The 15,808-nt window shown below is 70.8% G+C and carries 12 protein-coding genes; 3 read left to right on the forward strand and 9 right to left on the reverse strand.

What is annotated here, in order from left to right; translation table 11 throughout:
* Positions 1-23: 23 nt before the first annotated feature.
* Entirely contained in the window at positions 24-554 is a 531-nt protein-coding gene (locus AC5020_RS00540) for a GyrI-like domain-containing protein (protein WP_377018560.1), read from the reverse strand.
* A gap of 160 nt (positions 555-714) precedes the next feature.
* The gene (locus AC5020_RS00545; protein WP_464986787.1) at positions 715-2,037 is read right to left on the reverse strand and encodes a glycoside hydrolase family 125 protein; all 1,323 of its coding nucleotides are present in this window, start codon (positions 2,035-2,037) and stop codon (positions 715-717) included.
* A gap of 167 nt (positions 2,038-2,204) precedes the next feature.
* On the opposite strand from AC5020_RS00545, the gene recR reads away from it, so the two are divergent.
* Positions 2,205-2,798 carry a recombination mediator RecR gene (gene recR / locus AC5020_RS00550; RefSeq protein WP_377018562.1) on the forward strand — a complete coding sequence of 198 codons (594 nt, stop codon included), beginning with the start codon at positions 2,205-2,207 and terminating at the stop codon, positions 2,796-2,798.
* Positions 2,799-2,817: 19 nt separating this feature from the next.
* Positions 2,818-4,572: a hypothetical protein gene (locus AC5020_RS00555; RefSeq protein WP_464986788.1), complete on the forward strand. Its 1,755-nt coding sequence runs from the start codon at positions 2,818-2,820 to the stop codon at positions 4,570-4,572.
* Between the two features lie 128 nt (positions 4,573-4,700).
* Here the strand turns inward: AC5020_RS00555 and AC5020_RS00560 are convergent, their stop codons facing one another.
* The 5 genes from AC5020_RS00560 to AC5020_RS00580 all read right to left on the reverse strand — a co-directional run bounded on the left by AC5020_RS00560 (position 4,701) and on the right by AC5020_RS00580 (position 10,298).
* Entirely contained in the window at positions 4,701-5,795 is a 1,095-nt protein-coding gene (locus AC5020_RS00560; RefSeq protein WP_464986789.1) for an ABC transporter permease, read from the reverse strand.
* Positions 5,795-6,814, reverse strand: coding sequence for an ABC transporter ATP-binding protein (locus AC5020_RS00565; protein WP_464986790.1), 1,020 nt, complete (start codon positions 6,812-6,814; stop codon positions 5,795-5,797). The genes AC5020_RS00560 and AC5020_RS00565 overlap by 1 nt, the downstream gene beginning before the upstream one ends.
* Positions 6,815-6,975: 161 nt before the next feature.
* Positions 6,976-8,307, reverse strand: coding sequence for an extracellular solute-binding protein (locus AC5020_RS00570; protein ID WP_464986791.1), 1,332 nt, complete (start codon positions 8,305-8,307; stop codon positions 6,976-6,978).
* Between the two features lie 284 nt (positions 8,308-8,591).
* Positions 8,592-9,422 carry a carbohydrate ABC transporter permease gene (locus AC5020_RS00575; protein WP_464986792.1) on the reverse strand — a complete coding sequence of 277 codons (831 nt, stop codon included), beginning with the start codon at positions 9,420-9,422 and terminating at the stop codon, positions 8,592-8,594.
* Positions 9,423-9,434: 12 nt separating this feature from the next.
* Positions 9,435-10,298 (reverse strand): carbohydrate ABC transporter permease, encoded by an 864-nt coding sequence (locus AC5020_RS00580; RefSeq protein ID WP_464986793.1) that lies wholly within the window; start codon positions 10,296-10,298, stop codon positions 9,435-9,437.
* A gap of 335 nt (positions 10,299-10,633) precedes the next feature.
* On the opposite strand from AC5020_RS00580, the gene AC5020_RS00585 reads away from it, so the two are divergent.
* A complete protein-coding gene (locus tag AC5020_RS00585) occupies positions 10,634-12,985 on the forward strand; it encodes an NAD(+) synthase (RefSeq protein ID WP_464986794.1) in 2,352 nt (783 codons plus the stop codon).
* Positions 12,986-13,021: 36 nt separating this feature from the next.
* Here AC5020_RS00585 and AC5020_RS00590 read toward each other — a convergent pair whose 3' ends face one another.
* Complete coding sequence (locus AC5020_RS00590) at positions 13,022-14,554, reverse strand: sulfatase family protein (protein ID WP_464986795.1); 1,533 nt, start codon at positions 14,552-14,554, stop codon at positions 13,022-13,024.
* A 42-nt stretch (positions 14,555-14,596) separates the two neighbouring features.
* A complete protein-coding gene (locus tag AC5020_RS00595; protein WP_464986796.1) occupies positions 14,597-15,787 on the reverse strand; it encodes a glycoside hydrolase family 1 protein in 1,191 nt (396 codons plus the stop codon).
* Positions 15,788-15,808 lie beyond the last annotated feature (21 nt).

A 15,808-nucleotide genomic window follows, 5' to 3' on the forward strand; every position in this document is an offset into this window, starting at 1 on the left:
GGCGGGAGCCACCGGGCCGCCCGTCAGCCCTCGCGCGGCTCCAGCAGACTGAACAGATCGGTGCGCAGCGTCGCCGGGTCCACCCCGGGCGAGGGCGGGCTCACGTAGAACTCCCAGAACGGGTAGGTCATCTGCTCCCGGCGATCGCCGACCTCCTCGGTGAACGCGCCCCAGCTCTCCGCCAGGCCGCCGTACCCACCGACATGACTGACCCAGGCCACGCGACCGGCCGGCAGCACCGAGGCAATGACCTCGTACCCGCTGGGCAGCGTGATGGGTGCCGGCAGCGGCTTGTCCACCGGGAAACCGACCTCGACGTCCGCCGTGGAGACCGGCGCCCGGTGGTGCAGCGCGAAGGCCGGCCCGATCGGGTGCACTCCTGCCTCCTCCAGCGCCGGGACCAGGTGCGAGAACGTGCCGTCCATGAGGGTCGACATCTCGTACATCGGGAAATCACGCTGAGAGACGACCGCGGTGGGGACCTCCGGGGCCTGGGTCACCTTGCACTCGGAGACCGGCTCGCTGGAGTCATAGGGATGCGGCAACGACGGCATCGTGCATGTCCTGTTCTCGCTGGCGACGCCCGCCGGATCTGCGGCGGGTGGGCACGACGGTACAACGCGCCGGTCATGATGCCCAGCGCCGCGACTCCGCCCGGTGCCCCCGGCTCACTTCGCCCGGTGCCCCCGGCGCACTCCGCCCGGTCGCCCCGGCTCACTCCGCCGCGCGGCGAACCCCCGCCAGATCCAGCGCCAGCTCGCAGAACATCGAGTTCGACCACGAGAACCACTCGCGGGTGAAGACCGTCGGATCATCGACGTGAACACCCTCGTGCATCATCCCCGTGCCACCGTCGGTGCGGATCAGCTGCTCGAGGATCCGCAGGCGCTCGCCGTCATCACCGCTGGTGAGACCTTCGACGGCCTTGCCGATCGGCCACACGTGGTCCTTGGGGGTATGCGGCGACCCGACGCCCTCCAGGAAAAGCCCCGCGAAGTAGTACGGGTTCGTCCGTGAGAGCACCGCGGCGCGGGTGGCGAGGTAGGTGGGGTCGTCCATCGCCACGCAGTCGAGGTACGGCAGCGCCAGCAGGCTGGGCACGTTCGCATCATCGAGGAACACGTGGTTGCCGCGGCCGTCGATCTCGTGCGCCCAGATCTTCTCGCCGTCCGGCCCCTCGACCAGCCCGTGCGCCGCCAGCGCCTCCCGGATCTCGGCGGCGAGCCGGCGTGCCTCCGCGGCATCCTCGGCCTCGCCGGCAACATGCTCGAGCAGCTCTGCGAGCCGCTCCAGAGCGAGCGCGAGGAAATGGTTGCCGGGGATGTTGTAGCCCAGCTCGCAGGCGTCATCGCTGGGACGGAACCCTGCCCACACCAGGCCGTTGGGCTCGGTGAGGGAGCCGCGCCCCTCGCGGGCGAGGGTGTCCTGGGCCGGAGCGCCGGGCCGGCGGAAGAAGTACTCGGAGCGCTCCTCATGATGCTGCTCGGTGCGCACCGTCGTCAGGATCGCGCGGGCGGCGGGCACGAAGTTCCCGTCGGCCCAGGAGGTGTCCCCGGTGGCCTTCCAGACCCGCCAGGCAAGGTCCGGCCCGTACGAGAGGGAATCCAGCTCGAACTTGCGCTCCCACGCCCAGGGGTTGTCGCGGTCCGTCTCGTCCTCGTCCCAGTGCGAGGCCGACGGGGTGCGGTTGAAGGCGTTGGCGTAGGGATCGATGACGAGGTACTGCCAGTGCCGGCGCAGCAGCCCGTTCAGCATCTCCACCAGCACGGCACGGTCCTGCGCGGAGCCGACCCCGGCCACGACCAGACGCAGCAGGGGGGTGAGCTGAGCGGCGGAATCGCGCAGCCACATCGCGGGGATGTCACCGGTGATGACGAAGGTGGTCCCGTCGTCCTCGCGGTGCACGGTGGTCTCGGCGGTGTTGCGCAGATAGGTGACCACCCGCCGGGCGATCTCCGTGGCCGGGGCGACGTCACCGAGACCGTCCAGGACTCGTTCATGGACGGCGTCGAGCAGGGCGTCGGGCAGCTGGGCCATGGTTCTCCTCGTCGGGGGTCGGTCCGGTCGCCAGGCTACCGATGTATGTCCCAGCGATGGACAAACATCTCGCGGTGAGGACGGCTCGCGTGAGGAGAGGCACGGCCGGAGGCGGGCGGCGACCGTCCTGGGGCGGCCCGTCAGCCGCACGAACTAGAGTTGAGGGCGTGTACGAAGGCATCGTTCAGGACCTCATCGACGAGCTCGGCAAGCTGCCGGGCATCGGCCCCAAGTCGGCGCAGCGGATCGCGTTCCATCTGCTGGACGCCGACGACGCCTCCGTGCGCCGCCTCGCCGACGTGCTGGTGACCGTCAAGGACACCGTCCGCTTCTGCGAGATCTGCGGGAACGTCTCGGCCGAGGAGAAGTGCCGCGTCTGCGCCGACCCGCGCCGCACCGACGAGGTGATCTGCGTGGTCGAGGAGTCCAAGGACATCGTCGCCATCGAACGCATCCGCGAGTTCAAGGGCCGTTATCACGTCCTCGGCGGCGCCATCGACCCCATCGGCGGCGTCGGCCCCGACGACCTGCGCATCACCCAGCTGATGAGCCGGCTGGGCTCGGGGGAGACGAAGGAGGTCATCCTCGCGCTGGATCCGAACATCGAGGGCGAGGCCACCGCCACATACCTCTCGCGTCTGCTCTCGCCGCTGGAGCTCTCCGTCTCGCGCCTGGCCTCCGGTCTCCCCGTCGGCGGGGACCTCGACTACGCCGACGAGATGACCCTCGGGCGCGCCTTCCTGGGCCGACGAGCCGTGTGAGAGCCCACCAGGAGCGCCGATGACGTCCCCGCACGACCGCCCTCTGCCTCCCCTGCTGGACCTGCCGCCCCCACGTGAGCTTCCGGACGAGAGCACGGACCTGGTCGCGCCCGGGGAGATCATCGCCGAGTCCAAGGGTGCCCTGGCCCGCCGCCTGCTGCGGATCTTCTGGGCTCCCGGCCTGGTCATCCTGGGGCTGTGGCTGGTGCTGGTGTTCTTGTACGTCGCCGGCGCCTCACCGGCGTACTGGCTGCTCAGCCTGCTGGTCGGCCTCGCCGAACCGGTGCTTCTGCGCTCGACCGTGAGCGAGCTCGGCTTCTCCGCGGGCGGCCTGTGGACGGGGTTCCTCGTGCTGCCGCTGGTGGGTGCCGCCCTGAGCCTGGCGACCGTGCCCCTGGCGCCGCTGGCCATCGCCGGGATGGATCCCCGCCGCCACCTCAGCGAGAGCGGCTTCCAGCGCGACGTGGCCACCCGGATCACGGCGGTGCTGCTGGCCCCGCCGATACTGGTGGTCGCGGCGCTGCCGCTCACGGTCATCCTCGGCCTGCCGCAGCCATGGTCGGGCCTCGGACCCGGCCAGCTGATGTCGCTCGCGCTCGCCGCCGGAGCGATCATGCTGGCCTGGATCTGCGTGCGTCCGCTGGTCAGCGCCCCGAAAGTACTGGACATCGACCCGGCCTCCTCGGTGGAGACCACCGCCCGCCTCGAGCGGGACCTCGAGCGCCGCCGGGCCGCGGCGAAGCGGGTGCTGGCCCAGGACCGCCGCCACCTCCCGCCGAACCCCGGCACCCGCGCCGCCTCCGCCGGGCTGCGACCGCGCGGCGCGCTGACAGCTCTGGCGCTGATCGCCCGGGCATGCGTGACCTGGCTGGGCCCCGCAGTGGTCGCGCTGAGCTGGGTGATCTTCGGGATCACCGACCTGGTGAGCACGATCAGCGGGATGACGCAGTCGGATCTGTCCCAGGTGTCCTCGCCGCTGGGCTGGCAGATGCTCGCCGCCGCCGTCCCTGCGCTCGGGCTGGTCCTCCTCGGCGTCGCTCTCGCCCCCGGCCTCGCCGCCCGGCTCAGCGAGAACCAGCGCGGCCTGGTCATCGACCAGCGCACCTACGCTTCCTGGGCTCATCGGGCCCGCGTGAACCCGTGGGAGGCGCGGGCGGTGTCCCTGACCGGCTGGATCAGCGCCGCCGCGGGGCTGGCCGGAGTGGCGCTGTTCGCGGCCGGGCTGATGCTGCTGCCCGGTGCGGCCACCCCCACCGCCTGGGTGTGGATCGTGTGCGACGCCCTGATCCTGGTGCCGCTGCTGGGCCTCGGTGCGGCCGCCGCGATGCGAGGCGGGCTGCGCGATGTGCTGTACGGCCCGGCCGGGAACTACACCCGCCGCGAGACCCCCTATTCCCTGGTCGCGCCCGAGATCGGCACGCGCACCCAGCACGCCCAGGACCCGGCCGTGCGGGCCGCGATGCGCAAGCGCCTGCAGGAGCAGGGCGGCCAGAACAGCCTGGCCATCTTCGACCTGGACGTGGCCGGGGAACGACTGTGGGTCGACGACAGCCAGCCCGGCGCGAAGGACACCGCCGTGCGCGAGGCCGACCTCGCCCGTGGCCTGCTGCCCGACTTCGGCGCGGAGGGCTCCCCGCTGACCAGCGGCGGGGCCGGCTCCGGCGTCGACGGGAGCGGCCCGGGGGCCGACGGCTCCGGCCGTGGGAACCGGCCGGCCCACGGGCCGGGAGCGCACCGGATCCCCGATTCGGTCCCCGGCCTGCGAGAGGACTGAGCCTGCGCGAGAACTGAGGTGCGCGCGGACTGAGGTGCGCGAGGGCTGAGCCTGCGCGATGGCTGAGGGTGCGAGGCCGGGACCTGCGCGAGGACCGAGGGCCCCGCGGGCAGCCGCGCGGGCCGGGCTCAGGCGATGCGGGTGCCCTTGCCGAGGCGCGTGATCGGTATCGCCAGACGCCAGGTCGACACCGCCAGCGCCGCGGCCGCGACGAGCAGCCACAGGGCCGCGCCCATGGGCCACAGCGGACGGTTCGGCGGCTCGCCCAGATCGGTGGGGTAGCCCTCGGCGGAGGGGTCACAGTGATTGTGGTTCGCCGGATGAGTCGGGGTCGCCGAGGTCCGCATCCCTGCCTTGATCAGCTGCAGGGCGTCGACGTCCTCATCGGACCTCCAGGCCGCGTTCGGATTCACCCTGGGCGATGCCTCCGCCAGCAGCACCACCGGGTTGCCCCACATCAGCGGCTGGGTGAGGTCGAGTCGGACGATGTCCTGGGTGTCCTGCTCGCGGACGCAGACCGGTTCGCCGGTGCTCTCGCCGGCGCTGTACTGGTAGTCCATGTGGTAGGTCGTGACCTCCCGCTCCTGGACCAGGAAGATGGCGGAGACGCCCCACACGATCGGCAGCACGGCGGTCACGCCGAACACGATCACGTAGGCGAGCACGACCGAGCCCAGCTGCCGGTTCGTCAGCGCCGAGAGTCCCAGCCCCAGCGCGGTCACGCACAGCGTCAACCCCGCGATCACGATCACGAGGCGCAGCATGTACAGCGGGCCCACCCCGCCCAGCAGCGCCATCGGCACCACCGACGGCAGCGCCAGGACCAGGAACGCCAGGCCCGTCAGCCAGCCCGCCAGCAGCTTGCCCAAGACGATCTCCAGCGGGCTCAGCAGGCTGGCCTGCAGCGTCGCGAGGGTCCCGGCGGTGCGGTCGCCGTTGATGGAACCGGCTGACAGTGCGGGGACCACCAGCAGCATCGCGAACATCACCAGCATGATCTGCAGGCTGAAGACGACCGCGGCGATCGGTTCGATGGAACTCCACTGCGAGGAGTACATGGTCGGCGCCAGGGCGAGCACGCCGATGCCGATGAGCGCCAGAGTCCACACGCCGAGCGCGACGTACCAGCGCACGGAGCGGATCCGCTGACGCAGCTCGAGCGAGGTCACCAGCCACAGGCCGCGCGGGCGCAGCGACAGCGTGCCGTTGAGCGGCCGGGTCATCACAGGGCTCCTTCGCGCTGGGCGGCGTCCGAGGCGAGGTAGGCGGCCTCGAGGCGCCCGGTGGCCGGCCCGAAGGACAGCACCTGCGCACGGGCACCGGTGAGATCGGCCAGCAGGCGCGCGGCCGTCGCGTCGTCGGGCAGCTGGACGATCGCCTCGGTGTGCCCGGAGGAGCTGCGGTCGGGGCCGACGATCTCGCCGTGGCGCACGCCGAGCCGGCGCAGTGCGTGCTCCAGGGCGCGCTGGTCGAGGGAACAGACGCGCCACGGGCGGGGCCGGTCGGCCAGGTCCCGCACGCTGCTGGCGTCGATCACGCGACCGGAGTCCATGAAGACGACGTGGTCGGCCATCTCCTCGAGCTCGGTGAGGATGTGACTGGAGACGAGCACCGTCGCACCGTCGGCCGCGAGGGACCGCACCACGCGCAGCAGCCGGCGCCGGGAGGCCGGATCCAGGCCGGAGGCCGGTTCGTCGAGGATCAGGACGCTCGGTTCGTGGACCAGGGCCCGGGCCAGGCCCAGGCGCTGCTTCTGCCCGCGGGAGAGGACGTGCGCGGGCTGGCTGGCCAGAGACGCGAGATCCAGCAGCCGCAACAGCTCGTCGACCCGCCGGCGCAGGCGCTCGGTGGGCAGGAAGTACGCCCGTCCCATCACCTCGAGCACCTCGCCCACACGCAGCGAATCCCAGGCGCCGAACTGATCGGGCATCCAGCCCACGCGCTCACGCACGGCGGGGGAGTCGGCCGACGGGTCGATGCCGTCGACCAGCACGCGCCCGGCATCCGGGGACAGCAGCGAGGCGAGCATCAGCATCAGCGTCGACTTGCCGCAGCCGTTGGGGCCGACGAGCGCCGTCACCGCCCCGCGCGGCGCCGTGAAGGACAGGTCGTGCACGGCCTGCACGTTGCCGAAGGCCCGGCTGACGTGCTCGGCGACGATGCCCGGGCCGCTGGGCACCTCGGGAACGCCGGATGGGGCGGGCGCGGTTGCCCCGGTCGGCGGGGACGTGTTCTCCGTCATGAGCACAGCGTCGCATGCAGCGGCGCGCCGACCAGCTCCGTGGAGGGCACGTTGTGGACACAACCCGTAGAAGGATCGTGAAGAGCCCTATGAACAGGGACGTGAGCCGGCGAGCGGATCAGTCGGGGGCGGGCCGCCGGCCACGATCGCGGATCGGGGCCTCATTCCGCCATGGCGGCGTTGCCCTCCTCCTGGGCCTGGGGGATGCCCTCCTCGGCGGTCAGGCGGCCGATGAAGACCTCCTGGAACGTCGGCATCGCGGCCTCGAGGCCGGCGTTGGCACGGGTGCCGGTATCGGCCTCGGCCGGGTTCTTGGCGGCCTCGACGAAGACGCTGACGTCCACGCCCTTGTCCTTCCAGAACGAGATGAAGGCGTCCTGCGCGTCGACGTGGCCGGGGAAGGAGACGCCCTTCTCGGCCAGCGGCATCTGTCCGTCGACGCTTCCCAGCCAGGTCAGCAGCTTCGCGATGCCCTCCTGCTGGTCGTCGTCGGCCTTGGCGTTGCCCACCGCGACCACGCCGTGGACCAGGGACTTCGCGCCGGCGGGGCCAGCGACCGGTGCGGCCAGGGCCCACTCGAAGGAGTCACCGACCCCGTCGGCGATGTTGGTGAGGTTGTAGGGGCCGGACTGGAACAGGCCGAGCTTGCCCTGAGTGAACAGATCGCGGGTGAAGTCGCCGTTCTCGTTGGTGTCGGCGGCGCTCGGGGCGATCTGGTCGACGTTGATGAGGTCGGCCATGTACTGGAAGGCCTCGATGCCCTCGGGGGAGGCGAAGGTGTACTTGTCGTCCTTCTGCCACTGCGCGCCGTTGGAGGCCAGCATCGGGCCGATGATCGCCTGTCGGTCGGCCTGGGAGTTGAACCCGAACTGCGCGCGGGAGTCGACGTCGAAACCCTCGTCCCCGGGATGGCGTCCCTCGCCGTCGACGGTGAGGGCCTTGCCGGCATCGCGCAGGGGATCGCTCTCGGCCGAGGGGTCGAAGCTCAGATTCGCGGGGTCCACGCCCGCGGCCTCGACCAGACCCTTGTTGTAGAACAGCGCGATCGAGTCCCAGATCTGCGGGACGCCCCAGAGCCCGCCGTCGCGGCTGTAGAGATCCACGACGCTCGGCTCCCACTGCGAGGCCCCGTCGGGCACGACCTCATTGATGTCCAGCAGGTCCTCGGAGTCCTTGTACTGGATGTAGTTCGCGGAGTTCATCCAGTACACGTCGGCCGCATCGCCGCTGGCGACGTCGAGGGGCAGGCGGGTCCAGTAGTCGTCCCAGGGGACGATGTCGATCTCGACGTTCCAGCCCTCCTGCTCGGTGAAGGCCTTGAAGGATTCCTCGTAGGCCGCGGCGGCGTTCTCGTCCCACAGCCGGAAGGTCAGCGTGCCGTTGCCGCCGCCATCGCCGCTGCCCCCGTCGTCACTCGAGGGGGAGCAGGCGGCCGCGGTCCCGAGCAGGCCGGCGGCGGTGAAGGTCGAGAGCAGGGTGCGGCGGGTCAGCATGGGGAAGGTCCTTCCGGGGCCTGGGAACAGCGCGGAGCAGTCCCCATTATCGCGCGGGGACAGCGGGGCGGTCGGATCTGTGGCGGTGTATGTCGCGGGGTCAGGGGAGGGCTGGCGCGAGGATGCGGGGTCGGGGGAGGGCTGGCACGAACATGTAGCTCAGCGGCACGCGACCCCCGTATACGGAGGGCAGATGCTCCTCTGCTACAGGTTCGTGCCAACGCCACCCGGCTACCCCAGCCCGCCCGCCGCCCGCGGACCACTCCGGCCAGCCCAGTCGGCCCTCAGCGCAGGGTGGTCTCGCCGACCGAGCGGGTGATCTGCTTCTGGAACACGACCATGAGGATCACCAGCGGGAGCATCGCCAGGGTCGTCCCGGCCATCACCAGGGTCCAGTTGTTGTTGTACTGCGACTGCAGCGCGGAGGTCGCCACGGTGATGGTGCGCCACTCGGGGCCGGAGGTGATCACCATCGGCCACATGAAGTTGTTCCAGTGGGTCACCACGGTGATCAGGATCAGGGTCACGATGATCGGCCGGTTCAGCGGGACCACCAGGTGCCACAGCAGGCGCAGGGTGCCGGCGCCGTCGATGCGCATGGCGTCCATCAGTTCGGTCGGGACGCCGCGGAAGTTCTCCCGCAGCAGGAAGATCGCGTACGGAGAGCCGAGCACGAACGGCAGCACCAGCGCCCAGAACGTGTTGCGCAGCCCGGCTTCGCTCATCATCAGGTACAGCGGCACCACCACGACCACCTGCGGCACCATCAGCGTGGCCACGTATACCCAGAAGAGCAGGTCACGGCCGGGAAAGCGCAGCAGCGCGAAGGCGTAGGCGGCCAGCACCGAGAACACCATCTGCCCGGCCAGGATCACCGCGACCATCTGCACCGTGACCACCACGGGGGTCACGAACCCGTCGGAGGAGGTGAACAGGCCCACGAAGTTCTCCAGCGTCGGCGGGGCCGGGATGCTCAGCGGCCCCTGCTGGGCGAACTGCTGGGTGGAGGTGAAGGCCGTCATCACCGAGACCAGGAACGGGCCGAGGGTGAGGACGGCCGCGAGGGCGAGCACCAGGTAGGTGCCCGCGTAGCTCAGGGCGCGTCGTGTGTGCATGGTCTCCTCCCCTCAGCTCATGTCGTAGGTGATGCGGCGGGCGAAGTAGCGCTGCTGGATGAGGGTGATGATCACCAGCAGCACGAACAGGATCACGGCGACCGCACTGGCCCGGCCCAGCCGGGAGGCGCCGAAGCCCTCGTTGTACACCAGCGAGGCGATCACCTCGGTGCGGTGCTGGGGCCCACCGCCGGTGAGGGCGAAGACCATGTCGAACACCTGGAAGCTGGCGACGACCTGGGTTACGGCCAGGAAGAACGTCGTCGGCCGCAGCAGCGGGATCGTCATGTGCCACATCGAGGCCCAGGGACCGGCGCCGTCGAGCCGGGCGGCCTCGAAGATCGAGGTGGGGATGCGCGAGAGCCCGGCTTGGAAGAACAGCGAGATGTAGCCGACGTTCTGCCAGATCGACACGAACGCCACCGCGGGCAGGGCCAGGCTCGGGTCCGTCAGCCACTCGATGCGCATGCCCAGGATCTGGTTCGCGGCGCCGACAGAGGGCTGGAAGATCCATTTCCACACCACGCCCAGGGCCAGCGGCGCGCACACCCAGGGGATCACCACGATCACCCGCACCACGGCAGATCCCGGCACGGCTCTGACCAGCTGCGAGGCCAGCGCCAGGCCCAGCGCCATCGAGACCGGCACGGAGATCAGCGTGAACAGTGCCGTGACGATGAGGGAGTTGGCCAGGGCGCCGCTGCTGAGCAGCGTCGAGTAGTTCTGGAGGCCGACGAAGTCCCGGGTGCCCAGCAGGTCCCAGCGGAACAGGGAGACCACGAAGGCCAGGACGACGGGCAGGATCAGGAAGGCGGTCACGCCGATCAGGCTCGGCGCGATCAGCAGCCACCCCAGCAGGGGCCGACGAGCGTTCACCGAGCCCCCTCGCGAGAAGCTGTGCTGTCCACGATCACCGGGACAACTTATTACAGCTGGCCTCGGCGGTGGGGAGGGGCAGTCTCGAGCGCCCCCGACGGTTCGACGCGCGGTGTCGCCGCGCCCGTTCCCCCGGAACGTTGCAGCGCTGACACGTTGCGGGGGAATGGGAGCCGTGTCGGCGCGCTCGTCCTGGTGCTGGCACGCGCCCGCCGTGCTGGCACGCGCCCGCCGTGCTGGCACGCCCCGCCGTGTCGGCGCGCTCGCCATGATGCGCCTCTGACACCGAGGTTCGCGGCCTGATCCGCGGCGCGGCCCTCGATTAGGCTTCCCCCATGAGCTCAGCGACGGACACCGAGGCCTCCAGCGGCGCCGACCAGGGCGGGATTGACCAGCGGCACGGCGTTCCGGGCAGCGCTGAACAGGGCAGCACCGAACACGGCATCACTGCCCAGGGTCGCGTCGGGCAGGACAGTCTCGACCGGGCCGGTCGCGACCCGCACGCCTCGATCTACGACCACGGCTTCGTGCGCGTGGCCGCCGTGACCCTGCCCGTCGCGCTCGCCGATCCCGCGACCAACGCCGAGCGGCACCTCGAAGTGCTCCGCGATCTGCGCGACCAGCAGGTCGGCCTGGCCGTGTTCCCGGAGCTCTCGCTGAGCGGCTACTCCCTCGATGACCTGGTGATGCAGGAGCCGCTGCTCGATGCCGTCGAGGACGCGGTCGCCACCCTGGTCGAGGCCAGCCGCGAGCTGCTGCCGATCATCGTCGTCGGCGCCCCGCTGCGCCTGCCCCACCGCAGCCGGATCTTCAACGCCGCGATCACCATCCACCGGGGGGAGATCCTCGGCGTCACCGCCAAGCAGTACCTGCCCACCTACCGCGAGTTCTACGAGCGCCGCTGGTACGCCGCAGGCGATGACGTTCCCGCGGGAACGCTGCGGATCGGCGGCCATGACGCCGTCATCTCCCAGCGCCAGATCATCCCGGTGCCCGACGTGCCGGGCCTGAACCTGTTCGTCGAGATCTGCGAGGACATGTGGGTGCCGATCCCGCCGTCGGCCGAGGCCGCGCTCGCCGGTGCCACGGTGCTGGTGAACCTCTCAAGCTCCCCGATCACCATCGGACGGGCCGACGAGCGCAAGCTGCTGGCCCGCTCCGCCTCCGACCGCTGCCAGGCCGCCTACATCTACGCCGCCGCCGGCGAGGGCGAATCGACCACGGACCTGGCCTGGGACGGGCAGACGTTCGTGTACGAATGCGGTGATCTGCTGGGGGAGTCCCAGCGGTTCCCGCAGGGCCCGCGCGCCACCGTCGTCGACGTCGACCTCGAGCACATCGTCGCCGAGCGCCGGCGCCAGAACACCTTCGACGACAACCGCCGCAACCTCGCCGAGCGCATCGACCACTACACCTACGGGCCGGAGACGTACCTCTTCGGGGGCGCTCCGGCCGACGGGGCGCCCCCCGACGAGCTCGGCAGCGCCGACGGGGCGGGCGCCGACGGGGCGGGCCCCGACGAGCTCGGCAGCGCCGACGGGGCGGGCTCGCCATCGCCCGCTGCGGCCCCCGCGACCGGCCCTCTGCGTCGGCCGCACCGGCGCTTCCCCTTCGTGCCCGACGACCCGGCCCGCCTGGCCCAGGACTGCTACGAGGCCTACAACATCCAGGTCGCGGGGCTGGTTCGTCGGCTCAGCGCGATCGGCGGGGACAAGCCCGGCGGCACGCGTCCTGTCATCGGGGTCTCCGGTGGCCTGGACTCCACGCACGCGCTGATCGTGTGCGCGCAGGCCATGGACCGCCTGGGCCGCGACCGCTCCGAGATCCTGGCGTACACGATGCCCGGCTTCGCCACCGGAGAGACGACACGCTCCAACGCCGAGCTGCTCTCGACGGCGATCGGCGCGAGCTTCGAGACCATCGACATCCGGCCGGCCTGCACCCAGATGCTGCAGGACATGGGCCATCCCTTCGGCCGGGGCGAGGAGGTCTACGACGTCACCTTCGAGAACGTCCAGGCCGGCATGCGCTACGACTACCTCTTCCGCCTGGCCAACCATCACGGCGGCATCGTCGTCGGCACCGGCGACCTCTCCGAGCTGGCGCTGGGCTGGGCGACCTACGGGGTGGGCGACCAGATGTCCCACTACGGCGTCAACGCCGGCGTGCCCAAGACGCTGATCCAGCACCTGATCCGCTGGGTGATCTCCGAGGGACTGTTCGACCAGTCGACCGCGGATCTCTTGCAGGCGGTCCTGGACACCGAGATCACCCCGGAGCTGATCCCCACCCGCGAAGGGGAGGAGGCGCAGACCACCGAGGGCTCGATCGGGCCCTACGCGCTGCACGACTTCGCGCTCTACCACCTGCTGCGCCGCGGCTACGGGCCGGCGAAGATCGCCTACCTCGCCCATCAGATGTGGGGTGACGCCGAGGCCGGGGAGTGGCCCGCCGGATACGCCGAGGCGGACAAGCGCGCCTACTCCCGCGACGAGATCAAGCACTGGCTGACCGTGTTCACACGCCGCTTCTTCGCCAACCAGTTCAAGCGCTCCGCCGTGCCCAACGCGCCGAAGGTCCTCGCCGGCGGCTCCCTGTCCCCGCGCGGCGACTGGCGGATGCCCTCGGACGTCACTGCGAAGGCCTGGCTCGCCGAGATCGAGCGGGAGGTGCCCGGGGACGCCTGAGCGGCGGCGCCCCGGCCTGCTGCCCGGCCTCTCGACTCAGCCCCGCGGCCGGGGCGGCGAGACCAGCCGCACCGGCCGGCCCTCGGCGTCCACCTCGGGCTCGTAGGGCACGTCGCCGACCGCGGCCTGCTCCACCCGCAGTCGCTCCTCCAGCCGGGCGCGCACGGTCGAGTACGCCGGATCCTCGGCCACGTTGCGCAGCTCCTCGGGATCCTCCTGCAGGTCATACAGCTCCCAATACGGCGGGAACAGGTTGCGGCGGGTGCCGGGCAGCCCGAGCCCGTCGTTGTAGAACCGGATCAGTTTGTAGCGCCGGGTGCGGATCCCGTAGTGCGCCAGAGCCCCGTGGATTCCGTCGTCGTTCTCCCAGTAGCGGTAGTAGAAGGCGGGATCCTCCTGCGGGGGCAGCTCGTCGCGCAGCGCCTCGAAGAAGCTGGTGCCCTGCATGCCGGGGTGCGGCTCCACGCCTGCGGCGGCGAGGAAGGTGCGGGCGTAGTCCACGTTGGTGACGATCTCCTGGCTGCGCCGGCCGGCGGCCAGCTGCCGCGGATAGCTGAGGATCAGCGGCATCCGGATGGACTCGTCGTACATGAAGCGCTTGTCGAACCACCCGTGGTCGCCGAGGAAGAACCCCTGGTCGGACGCGTACGCGTACAAGGTGTCGTCGAACAGGCCGCGCTCGTCGAGCGCAGCGGTGAGCCGGCCGACGTTGTCATCGATCGAGGCGACGCACTCGAGGTAGTCCTGCATGTACCGCTGGTACTTCCACACGGCGAGCTGCTCGTGGTCGAGCCCCTCGGGCGGGTACCGCTTGAGGTCCTCGAGGGTGAGGTGGTCGGCGATGCGCATGGCCGCGCGGTGGGCGGCCTCCCCGCGGGTGGCGTAGTCGTCGTGGAAGGTCGACGGCAGGGGGATCGGGTCGGCGTACAGGCCGCGATGGGCCTCGTCGGGCTCCCACGGTCGGTGCGGGGCCTTGTGGTGGACGAGCAGGCACCAGGGCTCGCCCGGCGCCTCGGCCTCCCAGTCCCCGATCCACTCCAGCGCCAGATCGGTGATGACGTCGGTCGTGTACCCGGTGCGCTGGACGTCCCCGTGGGCGGTGCGGAAGACGGGGTCGAAGTACTCGCCCTGGTCGTGGAGGATCTCCCAGCGGTCGAAGGCGCGCGGGGCATGCTCGGGGCCCTCGCCCAGATGCCACTTGCCGACGATCCCGGTGCGGTACCCCTCCTCGTGCAGGCGCGAGACGAAGGTGGGCAGCGAGGAATCCATCGGCGTGGACAGCGTGGTCACGCCGTTGACGTGGCTATGGGTTCCGGTGAGGATCGACGCGCGGCTCGGGGTGCAGATGGAATTGGTGCAGAAGCAGTCCTCCATCACCCAGCCGCGCTCGGCGAGCTCATCCAGGTGCGGGGTGCGATTGACGACGGACCCGTAGGCACCGATGGCGTGGGCGGCATGGTCGTCGGTGAGGACCATGAGGATGTTGGGACGGCGGGCAGGTGCGGGCGCGGCCGACGGGGAGGGCGCGGCCGACGAGGGCGCGGGATGCGGATCTGCTGCGGGTGTCATGGCGACTCTCCGGATCGGAATCGGGATCGGGGGACGGTCGGGTCAGGAGTCCTCGACGCTCAGCTCGCCGGCGCGCGCGACCTCGCCGTACCAGCGGGCGCTGGGCTTGATCTCGCGTTCGAAGGTGTCGGGATCCCAGCTGAGCAGACCGAAGGTGGGGCGGAACCCGCTGGCCCACTCGTAGTTGTCCAGCAGCGACCAGTACTGGTAGCCGCGCACGTCGATGCCGTCCTCGATCGTGCGGTGGATTCCCTCCAGGGCACCCTGGACGTAGGCGCGGCGGCGCGTGTCGTCGGCGGTGGCGATGCCGTTCTCCGTGATCATGATCGGCACGTTGCCGCTGAGCTCCCAGGCGCTGCGGATTCCCAGCTCCGAGGCGGGCGGGAAGAACTCCCAACCGGTCAGCGTGGTCTCGACGCCCTCGGCCACCGGGATCGGGCCGTCGGGTCCGATGAAGGTGCGGGTATAGGCCTGCACGCCCAGGAAGTCGTCCCCGGCGGAGTTCTCGAGGTACCAGAAGTCGCGCGGGTAGCCGTACTCCTGGAGCTTCTCCTGGCTGCCCTCCTCGCCCGTGGCATGGAAGGCCTGTGTGGCCACGGTCCAGCCCGAGAGGATGTCGCCGCGGCCCGAGAGCACCTCGCGGGATGCCCGGTGGGAGGCCAGCAACTGGTCGGCGACGTGGAGGTCGGGGAAGGCGAGGCCGTGGGCGACGAGGTTCTCGGCCTTCTCGCCGCCGGCGAGCATCGCGGCGATGTTGGGCTCGTTGATCGTGCACACGTAGCGCACGTCGTCCAGGATCGGCAGCACCGTCTCGGTGTAGCGGGCGAACAGATCGGGGGCGTCGTCGGCCCGCCAGAACCCGTCGCGGTCGAACCACCGCGGCACCGTGAAGTGCATCAGGGTCACGATCGGCTCGACGCCGTGCTCGAGGCAGGTGTCGATCATGCGGCGGTAGTGGGCCAGCTCCGCCTTGGAGACGACGCCGCGCTCGGGCTCGATGCGCGCCCATTCGATGCTGAAGCGGTAGGAGTTCAGCCCCAGCTCGGCGAGGATGCGGATGTCCTCCTCGAACCGGTGGTAGCTGTCGGCCGCGTCACCGCTGGGCTCGACGACGTGGGTGTCCGGGCGGTGCTCCATCTCCCACCAGTTCGAATTGATGTTGTTGCCCTCGATCTGGTGAGCGGCGGTGGCGGCGCCCCAGAGGAAGCCGTCGGGGAAGCGGAGCGTGGACATGGGTCTCCTGTCGTGGGTGTC

This window comes from Brachybacterium sp. SYSU DS0246 (assembly GCF_059391765.1).